Annotated in this window: 10 protein-coding genes; 4 read left to right on the top strand and 6 right to left on the bottom strand. The window is 64.5% G+C overall.

Going from position 1 to position 18,961, the window contains the following annotated elements:
* Window positions 1-6: 6 nt before the first annotated feature.
* The 6 genes from GGR38_RS05115 to GGR38_RS05090 all read right to left on the bottom strand — a co-directional run bounded on the left by GGR38_RS05115 (window position 7) and on the right by GGR38_RS05090 (window position 9,725).
* The gene (locus GGR38_RS05115; RefSeq protein WP_183623637.1) at window positions 7-2,211 is read right to left on the bottom strand and encodes a TonB-dependent hemoglobin/transferrin/lactoferrin family receptor; all 2,205 of its coding nucleotides are present in this window, start codon (window positions 2,209-2,211) and stop codon (window positions 7-9) included.
* A gap of 226 nt (window positions 2,212-2,437) precedes the next feature.
* Window positions 2,438-3,196: a GntR family transcriptional regulator gene (locus GGR38_RS05110; RefSeq protein ID WP_183623349.1), complete on the bottom strand. Its 759-nt coding sequence runs from the start codon at window positions 3,194-3,196 to the stop codon at window positions 2,438-2,440.
* Between the two features lie 137 nt (window positions 3,197-3,333).
* Window positions 3,334-5,040 (bottom strand): N-acetylglucosamine-specific PTS transporter subunit IIBC, encoded by a 1,707-nt coding sequence (gene nagE, locus GGR38_RS05105; protein ID WP_183623347.1) that lies wholly within the window; start codon window positions 5,038-5,040, stop codon window positions 3,334-3,336.
* Window positions 5,040-7,550, bottom strand: a complete 2,511-nt coding sequence (gene ptsP, locus GGR38_RS05100) for a phosphoenolpyruvate--protein phosphotransferase (RefSeq protein ID WP_183623345.1) — start codon at window positions 7,548-7,550, stop codon at window positions 5,040-5,042. Before ptsP ends, nagE begins: the two co-directional genes overlap by 1 nt.
* Before the next feature lies 1 nt (window position 7,551).
* Window positions 7,552-8,703, bottom strand: coding sequence for an N-acetylglucosamine-6-phosphate deacetylase (gene nagA / locus GGR38_RS05095; RefSeq protein WP_183623344.1), 1,152 nt, complete (start codon window positions 8,701-8,703; stop codon window positions 7,552-7,554).
* Window positions 8,700-9,725 carry an SIS domain-containing protein gene (locus GGR38_RS05090; RefSeq protein WP_183623635.1) on the bottom strand — a complete coding sequence of 342 codons (1,026 nt, stop codon included), beginning with the start codon at window positions 9,723-9,725 and terminating at the stop codon, window positions 8,700-8,702. The genes nagA and GGR38_RS05090 overlap by 4 nt, the downstream gene beginning before the upstream one ends.
* 536 nt (window positions 9,726-10,261) lie before the next feature.
* On the opposite strand from GGR38_RS05090, the gene GGR38_RS05085 reads away from it, so the two are divergent.
* The 4 genes from GGR38_RS05085 to GGR38_RS05070 all read left to right on the top strand — a co-directional run bounded on the left by GGR38_RS05085 (window position 10,262) and on the right by GGR38_RS05070 (window position 18,931).
* Window positions 10,262-12,919, top strand: coding sequence for a TonB-dependent receptor (locus GGR38_RS05085; RefSeq protein ID WP_246404241.1), 2,658 nt, complete (start codon window positions 10,262-10,264; stop codon window positions 12,917-12,919).
* 112 nt (window positions 12,920-13,031) lie between these two features.
* The gene (locus GGR38_RS05080) at window positions 13,032-15,317 is read left to right on the top strand and encodes an alpha-N-acetylglucosaminidase (RefSeq protein WP_183623340.1); all 2,286 of its coding nucleotides are present in this window, start codon (window positions 13,032-13,034) and stop codon (window positions 15,315-15,317) included.
* Complete coding sequence (locus tag GGR38_RS05075; RefSeq protein WP_183623338.1) at window positions 15,314-16,435, top strand: acyltransferase family protein; 1,122 nt, start codon at window positions 15,314-15,316, stop codon at window positions 16,433-16,435. The genes GGR38_RS05080 and GGR38_RS05075 overlap by 4 nt, the downstream gene beginning before the upstream one ends.
* Window positions 16,436-16,450: 15 nt before the next feature.
* Complete coding sequence (locus GGR38_RS05070) at window positions 16,451-18,931, top strand: glycosyl hydrolase 115 family protein (RefSeq protein ID WP_183623335.1); 2,481 nt, start codon at window positions 16,451-16,453, stop codon at window positions 18,929-18,931.
* Window positions 18,932-18,961: the final 30 nt, after the last annotated feature.

Raw genomic sequence — 18,961 nt, 5'->3', positions numbered from 1 at the left:
TAGAAATCAGAAACGCGCGGTCAGCGAGACCGAAGCATTGCGCCCCGGCTGGGTATAGGCATCGGTGACGGAGGAACTGGCCGAGAGGCCGCGCACATCGCTCCACCATGCGTATTTGGCGTTGGTCAGGTTGAACACGCCCGCGCGCAGCATCAGCGCCTGTCCAAGGCGGACATAGGCGGTGGCGTCGAGGATGGTGAAAGCGCCGGGGCGATAGCATAGGCTGTTGCTGCAATCGGCGGCATTGGTGGCCGACATCTCCTTTTGCGCCGAATGGGTCATGATGATCTGCCCGCCAAAGCGGCCCCCCGGCGCGTCATAGCCCAGCCCCATGATGAGCTTGAGCGGGTCGATGGTGGAGAGCGAGGTCTGCGCGCCATCGGTGCCGGTGACGGTGCCCTTGGCATAGGAAACGGCCATGCGCCCGGAAAGTCCGCTTTTCGCGCGCAGCATCACCTGCCCCTCGGCGCCCGAAATGCGCACGCGGTTGAGGTTGATGAATTGATAGACCGCCGGGTTGGTCGGGGTGAAGGCGCCGCTCACCACCTGCTGGCTGATGAAATCGCGGTAGCGGCCGGTAAAGCCGGTGATGCCCGCGCTGATGCCGCCTTGGGCAATGCGGATGCCGCCCTCGAAAGTCTCGCTGGTTTCCGGCTTCAGATTGGGGTTGGGCACCGATGTATAGCCAAAGGCGAGGTTCTCGAAGAACTGGTTGACCTGCGTGGGCGCGGGGGCCTTGAAGCCTTGGGCGTAATTGCCGAAAACGCTGACCAGACCCAGCTTCACCCGCGCGCCGATCTTTGGCGAAACGCGCGATCCGCTCTGCCCCTGCCCGGTGAAATTCGAGGGTAACCCGTCGCTCTTGGGGCTGAGCCGGTAATGGTCGAAACGCAGCACCGGATAAAGCGTCAGCACCTTGCCGCCCACCGCGATTTCATCGCCCAGATAAAAGCCCGCCAACGTGAAATCGGTGGGCGGAAAGGCGCGGGTAGGGAAGGTCTCGTTGGTGGGCGGTACAGTGCCGTCGCGCAGGCCCTCCTGCCGGGTAAAGCTGGCATCCGCGCCATAGACCAGCGCATGGGAAAGCGCCCCGGTGTTCAGGCTGGAATGCAGTTCGGCCGAAAGACCCAGCACGCGATTGGCAAAAGTATTCAGCCGCGTGCGGTCGGCGGCGGTATAGCGATCCTCGGCTGAATATTCCCGGTTGTCCGATTTCTGATACCATCCGGTGATCTGCGCCATCTCAATCGCGCCCGCCCCCTGCCAGCGCCAGTCAAGGCTGACCCGGTCGCGCCGGACCGTGTCGCGCCCGATCAGGCCGATCACGCTGGTCGAAGCGCTGGCGGTGGGGGCAATGCCCGACAGGCCGTTGGTATAGGTGTGGTTATCGAGATGATCGAGCGTCAGTCGCAGGCGGTGTCCCGCCGAGGGCGACCAGACCAGCTTGGCCAGCACCGCGTTGGATTGGGTGTCCTGCGGATTGGCGGCGGTGCGGGTGGAATTGGCGGCATAATTGCTGCCCTTGTTCTCCTGCTCATGCCCATCGCGGCGGGTATAGGCAACCAGCGCCGACCATGCCCCCGATTGCCCCGCCAGAATGCCGGTTTCGGTGGCCTTGTTGTCGGCGGAATCATAGGCGACGCGGGCCAGACCGGCGATTTTGCGGCCGCCTTTGAGGAAATCCTCCGGGTCGCTGGTGATAAAGCTGACCGCGCCCGCCAGACCATCGCTGCCATAGAGCGCCGAGGCCGGGCCGCGCAGGATCTCGACCGATTTGACCAGGCCAAGGTCGACATAATCGCCGCGCCCGGCGGCCTGCGCGCCAAATTCGAACCCATCGGGCACGCGCACACCGTCGACCTGCATCAGCACCCGGTTGCCCTCAAGGCCCCGAATGTTGAAACCCGCATTGCCGTCGCGTCCGGTCGTGCCGCTGGCCGCGCCAAAGCGGGCCGGGGCGCGATGCACCGAAACACCCGGTTCAAAGCGGATCAGGTCCTTGATGTCGGCGGCCATCTGATCGGCAATCTGGCGCGCGCTGATCACCGAGACGGTGGCGGGGACTTCGCCGATAGTGGTGGGGCGGCGGGTGGCGGTAACGGTGATGGCATTCATCGGGTTGAGCGTGACCAGCGGGTCGCCGTCCTGCGCCATGGCGGGGGCGGCGAAAATGGGCGCGCACAAAGCGGGGGCGACAAAGATGCTGAGCATCACGCGGCGAGAACGAAAGACGGAAATGACACGGCCCCTTTAAATATGCGATTGATTCGCAATAGCGTTTAATCGGGGCAGGCGTGCGCGGTCAAGCGGTTAGACCGCGCACTATGAAGTTTTTGCGAATTATTCTCAATTACTCCCTGCGGACGACGCGCGGCACAAAGCCGCCGATGACCATCCGGCCATCGACCCAAGCCCGCGATCGGGCGTCATATCAGCCTCAGTTCTGGCTCAATTCCGCGACCAGATCATAGGCATCGCCGCGATAATAGCATTGCGCCACCTCGATCACCCGCCCATCGGGCAGAAACGCGCGGCGGTCGATGAACAGGCAGGGATCGCCCTCCTCCACCCCCAACAGCGCGGCATGTTCGGCGTTAAAGCCGATGGCGCGCACCCTTTGCAACACCCGCACCGGGCGCAAGCCCCGCAGGTCGAGCGCGTCATAGAGCGATTCCTCCACCGCCTCCGCCGAGGGCAAGCCCCAAGCAGGGACAGCGACATGCTCCAGCGCCATCGTCTCGCCATCGGCATAGCGGATGCGTTGAAACCGATAGACCGGCGATCCGGGCGAGAGGCCCAGCGAGAGCGCCTCATCGGGCGTCACCGCGCCTTCGCTGCGGTCCAGCCAGCGGCTCGACGGCTTGCGCCCGCGCGAAAGCATGTCTTCGGAAAAGGAGGAGAGTTTGGAAATGCTCTTTTCCACCCGGCCCGATTGCGCCGGGGCCGCGCCGCCGACAAAGGTGCCCGCGCCCTTGCGCCGCTCCAGCAACCCCTCATCGACCAACTTGTCGATCGCCTTGCGGATCGTCACGCGTGAGAGGGCATAGACCTCGCCCAATTCGCGCTCGCTGGGCAAGGCGCTGCCCACCGGCAGGCGGCGGTTGTCGATGGCGTTGCGCAACAGCTTTTGCAGCCGCAGATAGCGCGGCCCGGACTCGTCTTCATCCAGAACACCGACCTGATCGATAAAGGCCATAATACTCCCTTGCCCGGCCCCTGCCCAGATGGTCGGGCCTGCGCGGTCTGCTATCTGTCTTATCCAAAAAGGAATGGGGCTCGGCAAGACCTTAATATGTCTTGCCAAGCCCCCTCCTGCAAACGCCTGTCGGTTGCTTATCTGTCCCAGGCGGAAATTGTCTCGGGGGCAAAGAGCAGATGCCATTGCCCGCCCAGTTGAACGCCCCCGCGCAGGCCATGGGCCGACAAAGCCTCCAGATCGGGCGCGGATGGGCCTTCGACCACCAGGCGGCTGTGCCCGGCACGCAGCGATGTGACCGTCCCCAGCGCGGCGCGAACCGGCGCAGGCAGGGATTGCGGCGACAGGGCAGCCAGACTCTCCGCCACCGGAGCGGCCACGCGAACCACCGGCCCGCCCGCTATGGCGGCCTGCATCTCGCTGGCCACACTGTCGGCCTGCGGGCCAAGCACCACCTGAAGCCCCTGCGCCGAAGGCCGGATCAGCCCGCGCGCGCCCAAAGCCTTCAAAGCGGCCTCATCCACCGCCTCCTGCCGCGCGACAACCAGCCGCAGCCGCGTGGTGCAGGCGCCCACCTCGACCAGATTGTCCGCCCCGCCCAGCGCCGCAACAAAGGCCGCGCCCCGGCCCTGTTCGGTCAAAACCCCGGCCGCATCGCCGCTGTCCTCTTCGCGCCCCGGCGTTTTCAGATCGAGCCGGACAATCGCAAAGCGGAACACCGCATAATAGATCGCGAAATAGGCCAACCCCACCGGGATCAGCACCAGCGGCCGCGTCGCCTTGGAAAAGTTCAGCACATAGTCGAACAGGCCCGCCGAAAAGCCAAAGCCCAGATGGACATTAAGCAAGGACATCAATGCCATCGCCGCCCCGGTCAGCACCGCGTGGAGCGCGAAAAGTGCGGGGGCGAGGAACATGAAGCTGAACTCAATCGGCTCAGTCACGCCAGTGAGGAACGAGGTCGCCGCAAGGCTGGCCAACATCCCGCCCGTCTCGCGCCGCTTTTCGGGCCGCGCGCTGCGATACATGGCAAGGCAGGCAGCGGGCAGGCCGAACATCATCACCGGAAAGAAGCCGCTCATAAACGCGCCAGCGCTGGCATCACCCGCGAAAAACCGCCGCAGATCGCCGGTCACCCCATGATAATCGCCCAGCACGAACCATGCGATATTGTTCAGAATATGGTGCAGCCCCGTCACCAGCAGCAGCCGGTTGAGCAGGCCATAGGCGAACAGGCCAAACGCCCCGCTGTTCAAAGCCGCGCGCGAGGCGCCATCGACGCCCGCATTGATCGCATCATGGCTGAACCCCACCAGCGCGGCCAGCAGCACGCCGCAGGCCCCGGCAATAATCGGCACAAAGCGTTTGCCGCCGAAAAAGGCAAGGAAATCAGGTGGGCGGAAGCCGGAAAAGCGATTATAGCCAAGCCCCCCGATCATGCCCGAAACAATGCCCAAAGGCACCGCCACGCGGCCGATCTGGCCCTGACGCCATGCGCCCTGCACCGCCCCGCGCGCCGCCTCGGCCACGCCTGCCACCACATCGGCGGGCACTTTGAGCAGCGCCTTGGCGCCCTCAGTGGCCACCAGAAAGCATACGACCCCGGCCAAGGGCGCCGCGCCATTGCCGTCGCGAGCAAAGCCGGTCGCCACGCCAATGGCGAAAAGCAGGCCCAGATTGGCGAACATCGCATCGCCCGCCGCGCTGACAAAGGGCAGGTTCAACAAATCAGGCTGGCCCATGCGCAGCAAGAGCGCCGCCACCGGCAGCACCGCAATCGGCAGCATCAGCGCCCGGCCAAGGCGTTGCAGCCCCTGCGCGGCGCCATGGAATGTCGATGTCATCACGCCAACCCTCCGATAAATTCCGCAGCCAGAGCGCGCACCTGCGCGGCGCCGTCGGCCTCCAGCACGCGCGCGGCCAGTGCGCGGCATGCGTCCATGTCCAGAGCGCGCACCAGCGCCTTGATTTCGGCCACCATCGCAGGCGCGGCGGACAATTCGCTCACCCCCAACCCGATCAGGATCGGCACCGCCAGCGGATCGGAGGCCAGCCCCCCGCACACACCGACCCACTTGCCATGCCGCGCCCCTCCGGCGCAGGTCTGGGCGATCAGGCGCAGGACCGAGGGGTCCAGCCCGTCCAGCCCCGCCGCCACCGCCGAATTGCCGCGATCCATCGCCAGCGTATATTGGGTCAGGTCATTGGTCCCGATCGACAGGAAAGCGCATTGCGCCGCCAACGCATCGGCCATCACGGCGGCGGCGGGCGTTTCCACCATCACGCCGATCTCGGGCAAATCCACGCCCAGCGCGGCCGCCTGCGCCGCCGCCACGCTCTGCAATTCGCGCAGTTCGCAAACGCGGGCCACCATCGGCGCCATGATCTTCACCCGCCGCCCGGCGCCCGCACGCAGGATCGCGCGCAATTGCGTGGCCAGCACATCGGGCCGCGCCAACCCCACGCGCAGGCCGCGCAGGCCCATCGCCGGGTTCTCCTCCGCCGCAATCGGCAGATAAGGCGCGGGCTTGTCGCCGCCAATGTCGAGCAGGCGGATGATCAAAGGCCGCCCCTCCAGCGCATCGGCGATGGCGGAATATTGCGCGGTCTGCTCGTCCTCATCAGGTGCATTTTGCCGGTCGAGGAACAGGAATTCGGTGCGCAGCAATCCGCAGCCCTCGGCCCCGCCCACCACCGCAGGGGCGGCCTCGGACAGTTTGCCCAGATTGGCAAAGACCTCGATCCGGGCGCCGTCACGCGTGCGGCCTTCCTCATGTGCGTGGGCCATGGCGGCGGCACGGCGGGCGGCGCGGGCTTCGATCATGGCGCGCACGCTCACCAACCGATGCGCCTCAGGCGCGATTTCCAGCGCCCCGCCATCGGCGTCCAGCACCAGAGGCGTGCCTTCGCCCACCAGCATCAGCCCATCGCCCAGCGCCACCAGCGCGGGCAGGCCCCGGCTCGCCGCGATGATCGCCACATGCGATGTCGGCCCGCCGCGCGCCGTGGCCAGACCGACCACGCGGGAAAGATCAAGCGCAGCCACCTCGCTGGGCATCAGATCCTCGGCCACCAGGATCGCGCCATACGGGGGCAAGGGCGCCTCAGGCTCTCCGCCGCACAATTGCCATTGCAGGCGCAATTCCAGATCGAGCAGATCGCCCGCCCTTTCGGCAAAGCGCGGATCGGGCAATTGCCGCAAAGCCTCGGCCTGCGCCCACAAAGTCCGGCGCCAGCCCATGGCGGCGCTGGCCCCGGCGGCGATGGCGGCATGGGCCTCGCCCACCAGTTCCTCATCATCGAGCAGCGCGAGATGAGCGTCCAAAATCGCCTTTTGCTGGGCGCTTCCCGCCTCGGTCTGGGCGGTCAGGGCCGCGCGCAGACCGGCCAGAGCCTCGTCGAGCAAGGCCCTTTCGGCGGCCTCGCCCTTGCTGATCGCGGCCAGTTCCGGCTCTGCGCGGCGCGGGCGCCAGACATGGCCCACCGCGATACCGGTTGCGGCGGTTACGCCAGTCATCCGGTCGCCCGGTTGCGGCGCCGATGCTGCGGCAACCGGGACAGCAATCACTTCGGCAACTGTTTCTGAAACCGCGAGAAATTCGCCCATCCCGCCAGCGATCATTTCGCTCAGGGCGTCCAGCGCTTCGGCCGCCGCCTCGCCCCGCGCCAGCAGGCGAATCGTGTCGCCATGACCCACACCCAGGCGCAGCATTGCGCTAGGACTGGTGATCGCGGCGGATGCCTCGCCCTTTTCCACCTGCACCTTGGCCGCAAATTCGCGCGCGCGGGCGGCCAGACGCGCGCTGGGCCGGGCATGAAGCCCATGCGCCAATGGCACGCGCAGGGTGCAAGACAAAACCTCGCCGCCCGCATCCGCGCCCGCATCGGCAACGCCCGCGCCAGTAATCCGGCCCAGCACATCGCCCTTGGCCACGAGCCCTTGGGCCAGCGCCGGTTGCCATTGCCAGCCCTCGGCCTCGATCAGGATGATCGGCATGACAAGGCTCTTGGCCCGCCCCACCACCGCGCCCAGATCGACGCGCAGCAGCGGATCGCCCGCTGCGACATGCTGGCCCACAGCCACCAGCGGAGCGAAACCTTCGCCCCCCAGCCGCACCGTTTCCAGCCCGAAATGCAGCAACACATCAAGCCCCGGCGCCAGACGCAGCGTCACCGCATGGCCTGCGGCATGAACCGCCAGCACCTCGCCCGCGGCCGGCGCGCAGACCGTATCCCCCAGCGGATCAATCGCCAGCCCCGGCCCCAGCAACCCGCCTGCAAAGGCATCGTCGGGAACTTCGGCCAGAGGGCTGATCCAGCCGTCCATCGGCGCGCGCAGATCCAGAACCATCATCTTATCCCGCAAAGCGGCAGGTGCCGCCGATCCACGTTTGCGCCACGCCCAGATCAGCGTTCAGCGCGACAAAATCCGCCGCCATGCCCGACGCGATCCGGCCGATCCGGCCTTCCAGCCCGATGAAAGCCGCAGGCGTGGCCGAGGCCATTTGCGACACATCGTTCATCGGCAATCCCGTCATGGTCAGCGTGTTGCGCAAAGCCGTGGCCATATCCAGCCCCGATCCGGCCAGCGTTCCGGCCTCATCCGTACACATGCCGTCGCGCACATAGATCGGGCGGCCGTCGAGCATGAAGGGTTGCCCCCCATTGCCCACGCCCGGCATCGCATCGGTCACCAGCATCAGCCGCTCCGGCCCCTTGACCCGGCATGCCAGACGCACCGCAGGGGTGGCCACATGGACGCCATCGACGATCAGCCCGCAGTAAACATCGTCGCGGTCGAATGCCGCGCCGACCATGCCGGGCGCGCGATGCTGCAACGGGGTCATCGCATTATAGAGATGCGTGACGCCGCGCACACCATGATCGAAACCGGCGATGGCCTCTTCATAGGTAGCATCCGTATGGCCTGCGCTGATGATGACGCCGGCGCGGGCCAGCGCGACGATCTGTTCGGGCGCGGCCAGTTCGGGGGCAATGGTCAGCATCACCACGCCTTTGCGCGGGCGGGTGAGCAACGCCATGGCGGCATCGTCAAGGCGGCGCAGGCGGGCCTCGCTGTGGATGCCCTTGCGTGCGGGGTTGATGAAGGGGCCTTCGATATGGACGCCGACGATGCCGGGCACGCCCTGTGCGATGGCATCATCCACCGCATCGAGCGCGGCGGCCACCGCCTCGACCGAATCGCTGATCAGCGTGGGCAGCAGCGCCGTCGTGCCAAAGCGCGCATGGGCCGCCGCAATCGCGGCCACACCATCGGCCGTGGGGCAATCGTTAAACAACACCCCGCCGCCGCCATTGACCTGCGTATCGACAAAGCCGGGCAGCAGATAGCCGCCTCGCAGATCAATTACCGCATCGGCACCACCCCCAATATCGCCAGCATCATCCACCGACACGATCCGCCCGCCATCCATTGTCAGACGGACCGATGAACGCCATTGCCCCGCAATCAGGGCCTGACCGTTAAGGACATCAACCGTGTTCATCGCGTGCGCGTCACCTTGGCAAGATAGGGGGGCTGATCGGGATCATGGCCCCGCGCCTGCGACAAAGCGTTAGCCATGCGATAGAAGCTGGCAATCATCAAGATCGGCGCCAGTTCATCGCGCGCGGCCAAGGCGGGCAGATGGGTCACGCCCTCGGGCGCGACATCCCTGGCATCGGCCAGCCAGACATGCGCGCCGCGCGCGGCAAATTCGCCCGCGATCTTGCGCACATCATCGCCCGTGGCGTCGCCGCCCGCAAAAGCCAGCACCGGGAAACCTTCACGCACCACCGCCATCGGGCCATGGCGCACCTCGGCGGCGGAAAAGGCCTCGCCATGCAGGGCCGAGGTTTCCTTGAGCTTGAGCGCGGCCTCCTGAGCAATGGCCAGACCATAGCCGCGCCCCAGAATGAACAGGTTCGAGGCATCGAGCAGGCCGCTGATCAGCGGGGTCCAGTCGAGCGCGAAAGACGCATCGAGCAGCGCGGGCAGCCCCTCGACATCGCGGGCCAGCGCCTCATCCCCTGTCCAGGCCGCCACCAGCGCGGCAATGCCCGCCAGCGAGGTGATATAGGATTTCGTGGCCGCCACCGAGCGTTCGGCCCCGGCATAAAGCGGCAGGGTGAAATCGGCCATCTGGGCCAAAGGCGAGGTCTCGTCATTGACCAGCGCCACCACAGTCGCGCCCGAGGCCTGCTGACGCTCGACCGTGGCCAGCATGTCCGGGCTGCGGCCCGATTGCGAGATGGCAAGGCACAAAGCCGCGCCGCCCGCCGGGTGGACCACCGGGGCGTCATAGACCGAAACGGTCGAGAAAGCCGCCGAGGCCGTGGGCAGGCCAAGGCGCGTCTCGATCAGATATTTGGCATAGGTGGCGGCATGATCGGACGATCCGCGCGCGCAGGTGATGACAAAGGCGGGCGGGCATTGCGCCAGATGCGCGGCCAGCCGGGCCAGTTCGACGCGATTGCCCGCCACGAAACGCGCAACAGCCGCGCCCGCCTCGGCGGCTTCGGCATACATCAGGGTTGAGGCGAGAGGGGGGCGATGATCATCAAGTGAAGGTGTCACAAATCGGGTCCTGCCTTGCGCCGCCCCGCGAGGGGGGCGAGTCTGTCATGCCAATATGTCGGCAAGTGATATGCAATTGGTATTATTTTAAGCTCATCATCATTGCAACAGCTTTCATCTGCATTCGCAATTTGACGTATCAGGCGTGTCGAAGGTCGGGCGGGATAAACCACGGCCGCCATCTCGGTGAAAGCATAAAAATAACATACATTCATTGACTTATTGAATTTCAGCACCCTTTTTGGACAGGCCAATCAGGCCTTTTCGCCGTCAATCGTCGCATATTTGCAATACCAATTTGAACAAATGTGTCATTGAAATGACTTGACAGACTCGCCCTTCCGACGGATTTCTGAGCGCGAACGGGGCAGATGCCGCACCAAATGCGCCAACCCCGGGAGGATACAGGGTTCAGCTCAATTTCTTGAGGGGGTTTTATGACGATCTTGCGTGCTTCGCTTGTTTCGCCGCTTTCACGTGCTGCCAGAATGACGATGCTTTCCACCTGCGGCGCATCGGCGCTGATCGTGGCGGGCGCTGCCCATGCGCAAACCGCAGCGCCCGCTGCTGATGCCAGCGACGGCATCGTCGTCACCGGTTTCCGCGCCAGCCTGAAATCCGCGCTGGACGCCAAGCGCAAGGACACGCGCGTTTCGGACGGCATTTCGTCGGAAGACATCGGCAAGTTCCCGGCCGAAAACATCACCGAATCGATCCAGCGCATTTCCGGCGTCCAGATGTCGAACATCAACGGTCGCGGCGCCACGATCAGCATTCGCGGCCTTGGCCCGCAATATGCGATGACCACGATCAACGGTCAGACCATCAAGAGCGCCGACTTCACCGACGGCTTCCGCTTCGACATCATCCAGACCGAACTGGCCAGCGCCATTCAGGTCATCAAGTCGCCCACCGCCGATATGGACGCGGGCGGCCTGTCGGGCACGGTCAACATCGAAACCACCAAGCCGCTGGATTATCACAAGCGCCAGCTCGTCGTTTCGGCCAAGGCGCAGAATTCGCAATATGCCGGGGGCAAGATTACGCCCAAGGTCGGCGTCAGCTATATCGACCAGTTCCTTGACGGCACGCTGGGCGTCTATGTCAACCTTGGCTATCAAAAGCTGAATGACCGCGCCGACTATATGTGGATGGACCGCTGGACCACCCAGACCGTCGGCGGCGTGAGCGGCATCCTGACCCCGCGCCGTCCGCGCTATCGCCGCATCGACCGCGAAACCGAGCGTCTGATGGCCAGCGGCGGCCTGCAGTGGCGCCCTTCGGATCGCATCGAGGTCGGCTTCAACGCGATCTATGCCAAGGACAAGACCACCTATGACGTGAACCAGCAGGTGTTCCTGTTCGACACCTCGCGCATCACGGTCAATTCGGTGTCCAATGGTGCGGCCACCAATGTGACGGCCACCAATTTCACCATGGAAAACAACCGTCAGCACGAAGACCGCAACCTGACCACCCAGCTTTACACGCTGTCGGCCAAATGGAAGGGCGACAATGGCTGGAGCGGGCGCACGATTGCCAATTATTCCAAGGGCACCTCGTATCAGCGCGAAGCGGCCGCCATTCTGGGCATCAATATCGCCAGCGCCACGCTGGACATTTCGAACCCCGAGGCGATCAGCTTCAACACTTCCTCGGCGCTGAATTCGACCGGGACCTATGCGCCGTCCACGCTGACGCGCAACGAATATCCCAATGGCGCCACCCGCCAGATGCGCACGACCGAATGGTCGGGTCAGGCGGACCTGTATAAGGAAGTCGGCTTCGGCCCGATCAGCAAGCTGGCTGCGGGCGTCAAGTTCCGCCACGAAACGTTCAACCGCTTCGTTTCGCGCCACGACCTGATCGCGCTGGGTTCGGCCCAGCCCGCCGCGTCGAGCAGCATCTTCCCGGCCATGGCGACCTATAATTATTCGGTCTCCGGCTTCCTGAACAACGCTTCGGGCATTCCCAACGCATGGGTCGCGCCCGATCTGGCCGCCTATGACAAGGCGCTGGCCGCCGCAGGCATCACGGTGCCCGAAATCTATGCGCCCGAAGCCTCGTATCACGTCGATCGCTATATGCCCTCGGTCTATGGCCAGGCCACGATCGAGACGGAAATCGCAGGCATGCCGCTGCGCGGCAATGTCGGCCTGCGCTATGAATATACGACGCAAAAGGTGCGCGGCAATGTGACCGGCCCGCGCAGCGACGGTTACAGCGAGGTTCAGGCCAAGATCGGCGATTACAACCTGAGCCAGAAATACGGCAACCTGCTGCCCAGCATGAACCTCGTGCTGGAACCGGCCAAGGCGGTTCAGGTTCGTCTGGCCGCGGCCAAGGTGCTGGTGCGTCCGATCATGGACAGCAACACCTCGATGGCGCAGACCTCGTCCTCCTCGGTCAGCGGCGGTCAGCGCACCTTTACCGTCGATCTGGGTCAGGCGGGCCTGAAGGCCTTGACCGCCAATCAGGTCGATCTGGGCGTGGAATGGTATTATGAGCGCTCCAGCGCGATTGCCATCAACGGCTTCTACAAATGGATCAAGAACGGCACCTATACGTCGCTGATCTGCCCCTCCTCGTTCAACGGCACCTCGCTGGCCAAGAACTCGGCAGGCGATTGCGCCGATGCCGCAGGCAATGCCTATGACATCACCCAGTCGCTCAACGATCCCAGCACGATCAAGGTGAAGGGCTATGAAATCAGCCTCAACCATTCGTTCGACAAGATGCTGCCGATCAAGGGTTTCGGCCTGATCGCCAACTATACCCGCGTGATCCCGCAAAAGCTGGCCGTGGGCACGGGCTACACCATCCGCAACCTGTCGAAGGTGACGTGGAACGTGACGCCTTATTGGGAAAACCGCATGTTCTCGCTGCGCGCTTCGCTCAACTATCGCAGCGCCTATGACCAGAACAGCGCGGACAGCTTCTTTGCCCGCGAAGGTCATACGGTCAAGGCCCGCACCCAGATTGACCTGAGCGCCGGTTATACGCCCGACGCCCATCTCAGCTTTACCGCAGGCGTGATCAACCTGAACAACAGCAGCGAGAAGGCGGCCTACACCGGCACTTCCGTGTGGCAGGAAAGCAGCTTCTACGGCCGCAGCTTCTATGCCTCGGCTTCTTACAAGTTCTAAGAACCTACCCTGACTGTCCGGCGGGGGGAGAGCGATGCGTCGCTCTTTCCCTCGCCGGATTTTTTGTGTTTGCCCGCTTGTCCTGCCCGCCTGCACGGAAGAAAACCCCCGTATGCCGATCCTGCCCCCCTTGCGTGTCACCAGCCTTGCCCTGGCTCTGGCGTTGAGCAGCACAGCCCATGCCAAAGACACGCCCGATGTGGCCGCCGCGCGGGCCGCCATGGCGCGCCTTGGGGTCAAGGCCGCGCAGGTCGATCTGTCCATCCGCCCCGCCGCGCATCCCACCTATCGCGTGCGCATCCGCCACGGCGCGATTGCCGCCACCGGCTCCTCTCCCATCGCGCTGGTGCATGGCGTGGCGCAGGCGCTGGAGGCCAAGGGCAAGCTGCATCTAAGCTGGGAAGGCCGCCGCGCCGTGCCCCTGTCGCGCGCCGATAATTTCGACAGCGGCGAGGTTTCCTCCCCCTTCGATCTGCGCGCCTATCTCAACACCTGCACCTATGGCTATACCACGCCGTGGTGGAACTGGGCCCGGTGGAGCAGCGAGATCGACTGGATGGCCGCGCATGGCGTCGATACGCCATTGGCCATGGAGGGGCAGGAATATGTCTGGCGCGCGCTCTGGCGCGAGGAAGGCATGGATGAGGCCGCCATCGGCCAGAGCCTGTCGGCCGCGCCCTTTTTGCCGTGGCAGCGGATGGGCAATATCGCGGGCTATCGCGCCCCGCTCTCGCCCGGCTGGATCGAAAAGAAGCATCAGCTTCAGATCAAAATCCTCGCCCGGATGCGCAGCCTTGGCATGAAGCCGGTGCTGCCCGCCTTTGCCGGCTATGTGCCCGAAGGCTTTGCCAAGGCCCATCCCAAGGCGCGGATCTACAAGATGCGCAGTTGGGAAGGTTTCCCGCCGACCTATTGGCTCGATCCGTCCGACCCGCTTTTTACGCGTCTGGCCAGGCGTTTCATCGAGATCTACAACGCCACCTATGGCGCGGGCGATTATTACCTTGCCGATGCGTTCAACGAAATGGTCCCCCCGATTGCCGAGGACGGATCGGACGCGACCAATGCGCAATATGGCGATTCCATCGCTAATACCGCTGCCGCCAATACGCAGGCCGAAAAGGTCGCCGCCCTGCCGCCTGCGGTGCGCGATGCGCGTCTGGCCGCCTATGGCGAGAAGCTCTATCATTCGATCACCGCCGCCGCGCCCAAGGCCACATGGGTGATGCAGGGCTGGCTGTTCGGCGCGGACAAGGCGTTCTGGACGCCGGAGGCGGTGCGCGCATTCCTGTCAAAGGTGCCGGATGAGAAGATGCTGGTGCTCGACATCGGCAATGACCGCTATCCAGGCATCTGGCAGCAGACGCAGGCCTTTTACGGCAAGCAATGGGTCTACGGCTATGTCCATAATTATGGCGGCAGCAACCCGGCCTATGGCGATCTTGGTTTCTATAAAACCAATATGGCCGCCGCGCTGAACAACCCGGCCAAGGGCCATATGGCAGGCTTTGGCCTGTTCCCCGAAGGGCTGCATTCGAACAGCATCGTCTATGCCTATGCCTATGATCTGGCATGGGGGCCAAAACGCGATCTGGGCGAGTGGCTGAAAACCTATACGGCCGCGCGCTATGGCAGCACCTCGCCCGCGCTGGTCTCGGCATGGCAGCGGGCGATTTCGGGCGCCTATCAGACCCGCTACTGGACCCCACGCTGGTGGAACCAGATGGCGGGCGCCTATCTCTTCTTCAAACGACCCTCGGCCACGGGCGCGGATTATCCCGCAGCTCCCGGCGATCCTGCGGCGCTGCGCCGGGGGATTGAGGCGATGCTGGCCGCCGCGCCTGCGCATCCCTCCCCCTTGTTCGCCAAGGATATTGTCGATCTTACCCGGCATTATGCCAGCATGAGGCTGGACGACCGGCTTAAAACCGCGCTGGCCGCCTATAAGGCGGACGATGTTGCGGGCGGCGACCGCGCGCGCGCGCAAATCTCCGATCTGGCGCGCAGGATCGACACGCTGGCCGCCAATCAGCAGGAAACGCTGGCCACATGGGTGAAGGACGCCCGCGCCTATGGCGACAGCCCCGCCGAAAAAGCCGATTACGCCACCCAGGCCAAGGCCATCGTCACCATCTGGGGCGGGACGGGCCATCTGTCCGATTATGCCTCGCGCGCATGGTCGGGGCTTTATGCGGATTATTACCTGCCGCGCTGGCAGATGATGCTGGAGGATGCGCGCGCCGCCGCTTTGGCGCATAAGCCTTTGGATGAAGCCGCCACCATCGCCCACATCCGCGCATGGGAAGAGCAATGGGTGGCCAATGGCAAGGATTACGCCCATGCCGCCCCCGCCGATCCGGTCAAGGCCGCCGCGCAATTGCTGAAAGAACTGCCATGAGTGGTCCCGTTAAGCCCCAGCGCTTCGTCTCGCTTGATGTGTTTCGCGGGGCAACGATGTTTCTGATGATCCTCGTCAACACGGCGGGGCCGGGCGCGCGGGCCTATGAGCCGCTGATCCATGCCAAATGGATCGGCTTCACGCTGGCCGATCTGATCTTTCCCACCTTCCTCTTCGCCATGGGCAATGCGATGAGCTTTGCCATGCGCCGTCCCCTGCCCGCCGGGCCTTATCTGGCGCGATTGCTGCGGCGGGGCGCGATCATCTTTGCGCTGGGCTTTTTGATGTACTGGTTTCCCTTTGTGCATCACACGGATGCGGGCTGGGAACTGATCCCCTTTGCGCAGACCCGCGTGCCGGGCGTGCTGCAAAGGCTGGCGCTGTGCTATGTGCTGGCGGGCGTGATCGTGCGCTGGGGCGACTGGCGGGTGGTGCTGGGGGCCTGCTGTGCGCTGTTGCTGGGCTATTGGGCGATATTGCTGCATTTCGGCGTGCCGGGCGATGTCTATGGCAAGCTGGGCAATGCCGGTACGCGGCTGGACATGGCGCTGCTCTCGCCGGGGCATCTGTATAAAAAGGATGGCGGGTTTGACCCCGAAGGCTTCCTCGGCACTTTGCCCGCCGTGGTCAATGTGCTGGCAGGCTATCTGGCCGGATTGCTGGTCCAGCGGGGCGGCGATCTGCGCGACGCCCTGCGCGTGATGCTGGTGGCGGGCCTTGCCTGTATCGCGGCGGCCCATGCGTGGGAGCCTTTGTTCCCCATCGCAAAGAAGCTGTGGACCAGCCCCTTTGTTCTGCTGACCACGGGCCTTGATCTGCTGCTGCTGGCCTGGACCATCTGGATCATCGAATTGCGCGGCAAGCGCGGAGGCGTCCGCTTCTTCACCATTCTGGGGCGCAATCCGCTGGCGATCTATCTGTTTTCCGAAATGTTCGTGACCGTGCTCAACATGGTGCCGCTGGGCGAGGACGGGGTTTACGACTGGGTCGGCATCCGCCTGTTTCAGGCCGTGGCGCCGGGCGCCTTGGGCTCGCTGCTCTGCGCGCTGGCCTATACGATGGTGTGCTGGGCCGTGGGTTGGTGGATGGATCGCAAGGGTTTGATCCTCAAAGCATAAGGCCGGGAGAGTATCATGAAATTTGCCAAGACCGCCCTGTTGGCCGCCGTCCTTTGCGCGACCAGCCTTTCGGGCCATGCCTATGCCGCAGACGAGATCCTCCGCTTTGTCCCGGTCAAGGGCGGCTTCGTGCTGGCGGAACAAGGCCGCATCGCCCCCATCATCGTCGCACCGGGCGAGACCATGGCCGTGCGCCACGCCGCGCAGGATCTGGCGCGCGATCTGGCGCAGGTGACCGGCCAGACCCCGCAGGTTCTGGGCCAAGCCGCTCACACGCCTACGCCCGCCCCCGCCGCGATCATCATCGGCACGCTGGGGCAAAGCGCGATCATCGACGCCATGGTCAAAAAGGGCGCGATCAATCCGCAAGCGCTGGCGGGCAAATGGGAAAGTTTCCTCATCCTCTCGTTGCAAAAGCCCCTGCCCGGCGTCGCCCGCGCGCTGGTGGTGGTGGGCAGCGACCGGCGCGGCACCGCCTTTGGCGCCTATGAAGTCTCGCGCGCGATGGGCGTCAATCCGTGGAGCTGGTGGGCCGATCTGGCCCCGCGCCATCATGATGCAATCTATGCCGCGCCCGGCCTGCATCATTTCGGCCCACCCTCGGTGCGCTATCGCGGCATCTTCGTAAATGATGAGGATTGGGGCCTGTTTCCATGGGCCGCGCGGACTTTCGACCCGCAGCGCAAGGATATCGGCCCCAAAACCTATGCTCGCATCTTTGAACTGATGCTGCGCCTTAAGGCCAACACGCTCTGGCCCGCGATGCACAAGACCACGGCGGCCTTCAATTCCGACCCCGCCAATGCCAAACTGGCCGATGATTACGGCATCATCATGGGCTCGTCCCATTCCGAAGTGATGCTGCGCAACAATGTGGGCGAATGGAAGGATGCGCCCGAGGCCTTCAACTATGCCGCCAATCCCGAAAAGATCCGCCTCTATTGGGAGGAGAGGGTGCAGAAGAACGGGGCCTATGAGAACCTCTGGACCATCGGCATGCGCGGGTTGCATGACACCGGCATGGTCGGCACCAGCACGATGGCGGAAAAGGTCGCCCTGCTCGACCGGGTCATCAAGGACCAGCGCGCCTTGCTCGACAAGCATGTCGCGGGCGGGGCTGAAAAGGCGGGGCAGATTTTCGTGCCCTATAAAGAGGTGCTCGACATCTACCGCTCGGGCCTGAACGTGCCGGAGAATGTCTCGATCGTCTGGCCCGATGATAATTTCGGCTATATCCGCCAATTCCCCAGCAAGGCCGAGGCCCATCGTTCGGGCGGCGCGGGGGTCTATTATCACCTGTCCTATCTGGGCTATCCGCTCTCCTATCTCTGGCTGTCCACCACCCCGCCCGCGCTGGTGCGCGAGGAAATGACGCGGGCCTATGACAAGGGCGCGCGCAACATCTGGATCGTCAATGTGGGCGATATCAAGCCCGCCGAAATCGGCACGACCCATTTCCTCGACATGGCATGGGACGTGGAGAAGCATCGCGGCGAGAGCCAGAAGGACTACCTGAAGCACTGGCTGGGCGAGGCTTTCGGGCCGGAATTGAGCGCGCAGGCAAGCGCGATGATGGATGAATATTTCCGCCTGAATTTCGCCCGTCGCCCCGAACATCTCGAATGGCCCGCCAAGGCCGAGGACCGCCACCTCTCCGACTTTACCGTGGCCGAGGCGCATGACCGCCTGCGCCGCTGGCGCGCTCTGGCCGCAAAGGCGCAGGCCATGGCCGCGCAGGTTCCGGCCGACCGGCAGGATGCCTGGTTCGAACTGGTCGAATTTCCGATCCGCGCCGCCTCGGCGACCAATATCCGCTATTTCGCGGCGGAATATTATGACGAAATGATCGAGGTCACCCCTGCCGAAGCCTATTCGGCGGGCGGCGCGATGGCATGGGCGGACGAGGAAATCGCCGCAATCACCGACCGCTATAACAATGCCATCGCAGGCGGCAAATGGCGCAACATCATGCCCGCCGAGCCCGCCGATCCGCAATGGCGCATCTATCGCCCGCGCCCGCTGGTCACACCCGCCGCATCGCTGCGCAGCGCTCCGGATCGCTTCTTCGCCCGCGTTGATGCCACTCAAACGCCGCCATCGCCGGGGATCGAGGCCGGGGACATCCCCGCCAAGGGCTGGCGCAAGGTCGAGGGCATGGGGCGCGGCCATGGCGTGATGATCGCCGACACGCAGGGGGCGCCATGGTCGGCCAATTTCACTTTGGCGCGGGGCCAGAACGGCGTCACGCTCGGCCTGCTGCCGATGTTTCCCGATGGCGAGGATCGCGAGTTGAAGCTGGAGGTCAGTATCGACGGCGGCGCGCCCATCGCCATCGCCGTCCCGCGTCAGGTAGGCAGCGCGCCTTGGGTCACGGGCGTGCTGGCCAATCTGCTGCGCGTTCCTGTGCCCGCAACGCTGACTCCGGGCGCGCATCGCATTGCCGTTACCGCGCGCAGCGGAGGCATCGCGCTCAACCGGCTGATATTCTGGCCTTAAATTCTGTTGCGGGCCGGATGATGCCATCCG

It is taken from the genome of Novosphingobium sediminicola, from assembly GCF_014196525.1.
Classification (GTDB): Bacteria; Pseudomonadota; Alphaproteobacteria; order Sphingomonadales; family Sphingomonadaceae; genus Novosphingobium; species Novosphingobium sediminicola.
Note: the sequence above shows the minus strand (reverse complement) of the source record. Positions and strands in the feature narration are given on the sequence as shown.

Coding starts and splice junctions, on each gene's coding strand:
- nagA (WP_183623344.1), bottom strand. CDS start 8,703: ATGAACACGGTTGATGTCCTTAACGGTCAGGCCCTGATTGCGGGGCAA.
- nagE (WP_183623347.1), bottom strand. CDS start 5,040: ATGACATCGACATTCCATGGCGCCGCGCAGGGGCTGCAACGCCTTGGC.
- GGR38_RS05090 (WP_183623635.1), bottom strand. CDS start 9,725: ATGTATGCCGAAGCCGCCGAGGCGGGCGCGGCTGTTGCGCGTTTCGTG.
- GGR38_RS05085 (WP_246404241.1), top strand. CDS start 10,262: ATGACGATGCTTTCCACCTGCGGCGCATCGGCGCTGATCGTGGCGGGC.
- GGR38_RS05070 (WP_183623335.1), top strand. CDS start 16,451: ATGAAATTTGCCAAGACCGCCCTGTTGGCCGCCGTCCTTTGCGCGACC.
- GGR38_RS05110 (WP_183623349.1), bottom strand. CDS start 3,196: ATGGCCTTTATCGATCAGGTCGGTGTTCTGGATGAAGACGAGTCCGGG.
- GGR38_RS05080 (WP_183623340.1), top strand. CDS start 13,032: ATGCCGATCCTGCCCCCCTTGCGTGTCACCAGCCTTGCCCTGGCTCTG.
- GGR38_RS05075 (WP_183623338.1), top strand. CDS start 15,314: ATGAGTGGTCCCGTTAAGCCCCAGCGCTTCGTCTCGCTTGATGTGTTT.
- ptsP (WP_183623345.1), bottom strand. CDS start 7,550: ATGATGGTTCTGGATCTGCGCGCGCCGATGGACGGCTGGATCAGCCCT.
- GGR38_RS05115 (WP_183623637.1), bottom strand. CDS start 2,211: ATGCTCAGCATCTTTGTCGCCCCCGCTTTGTGCGCGCCCATTTTCGCC.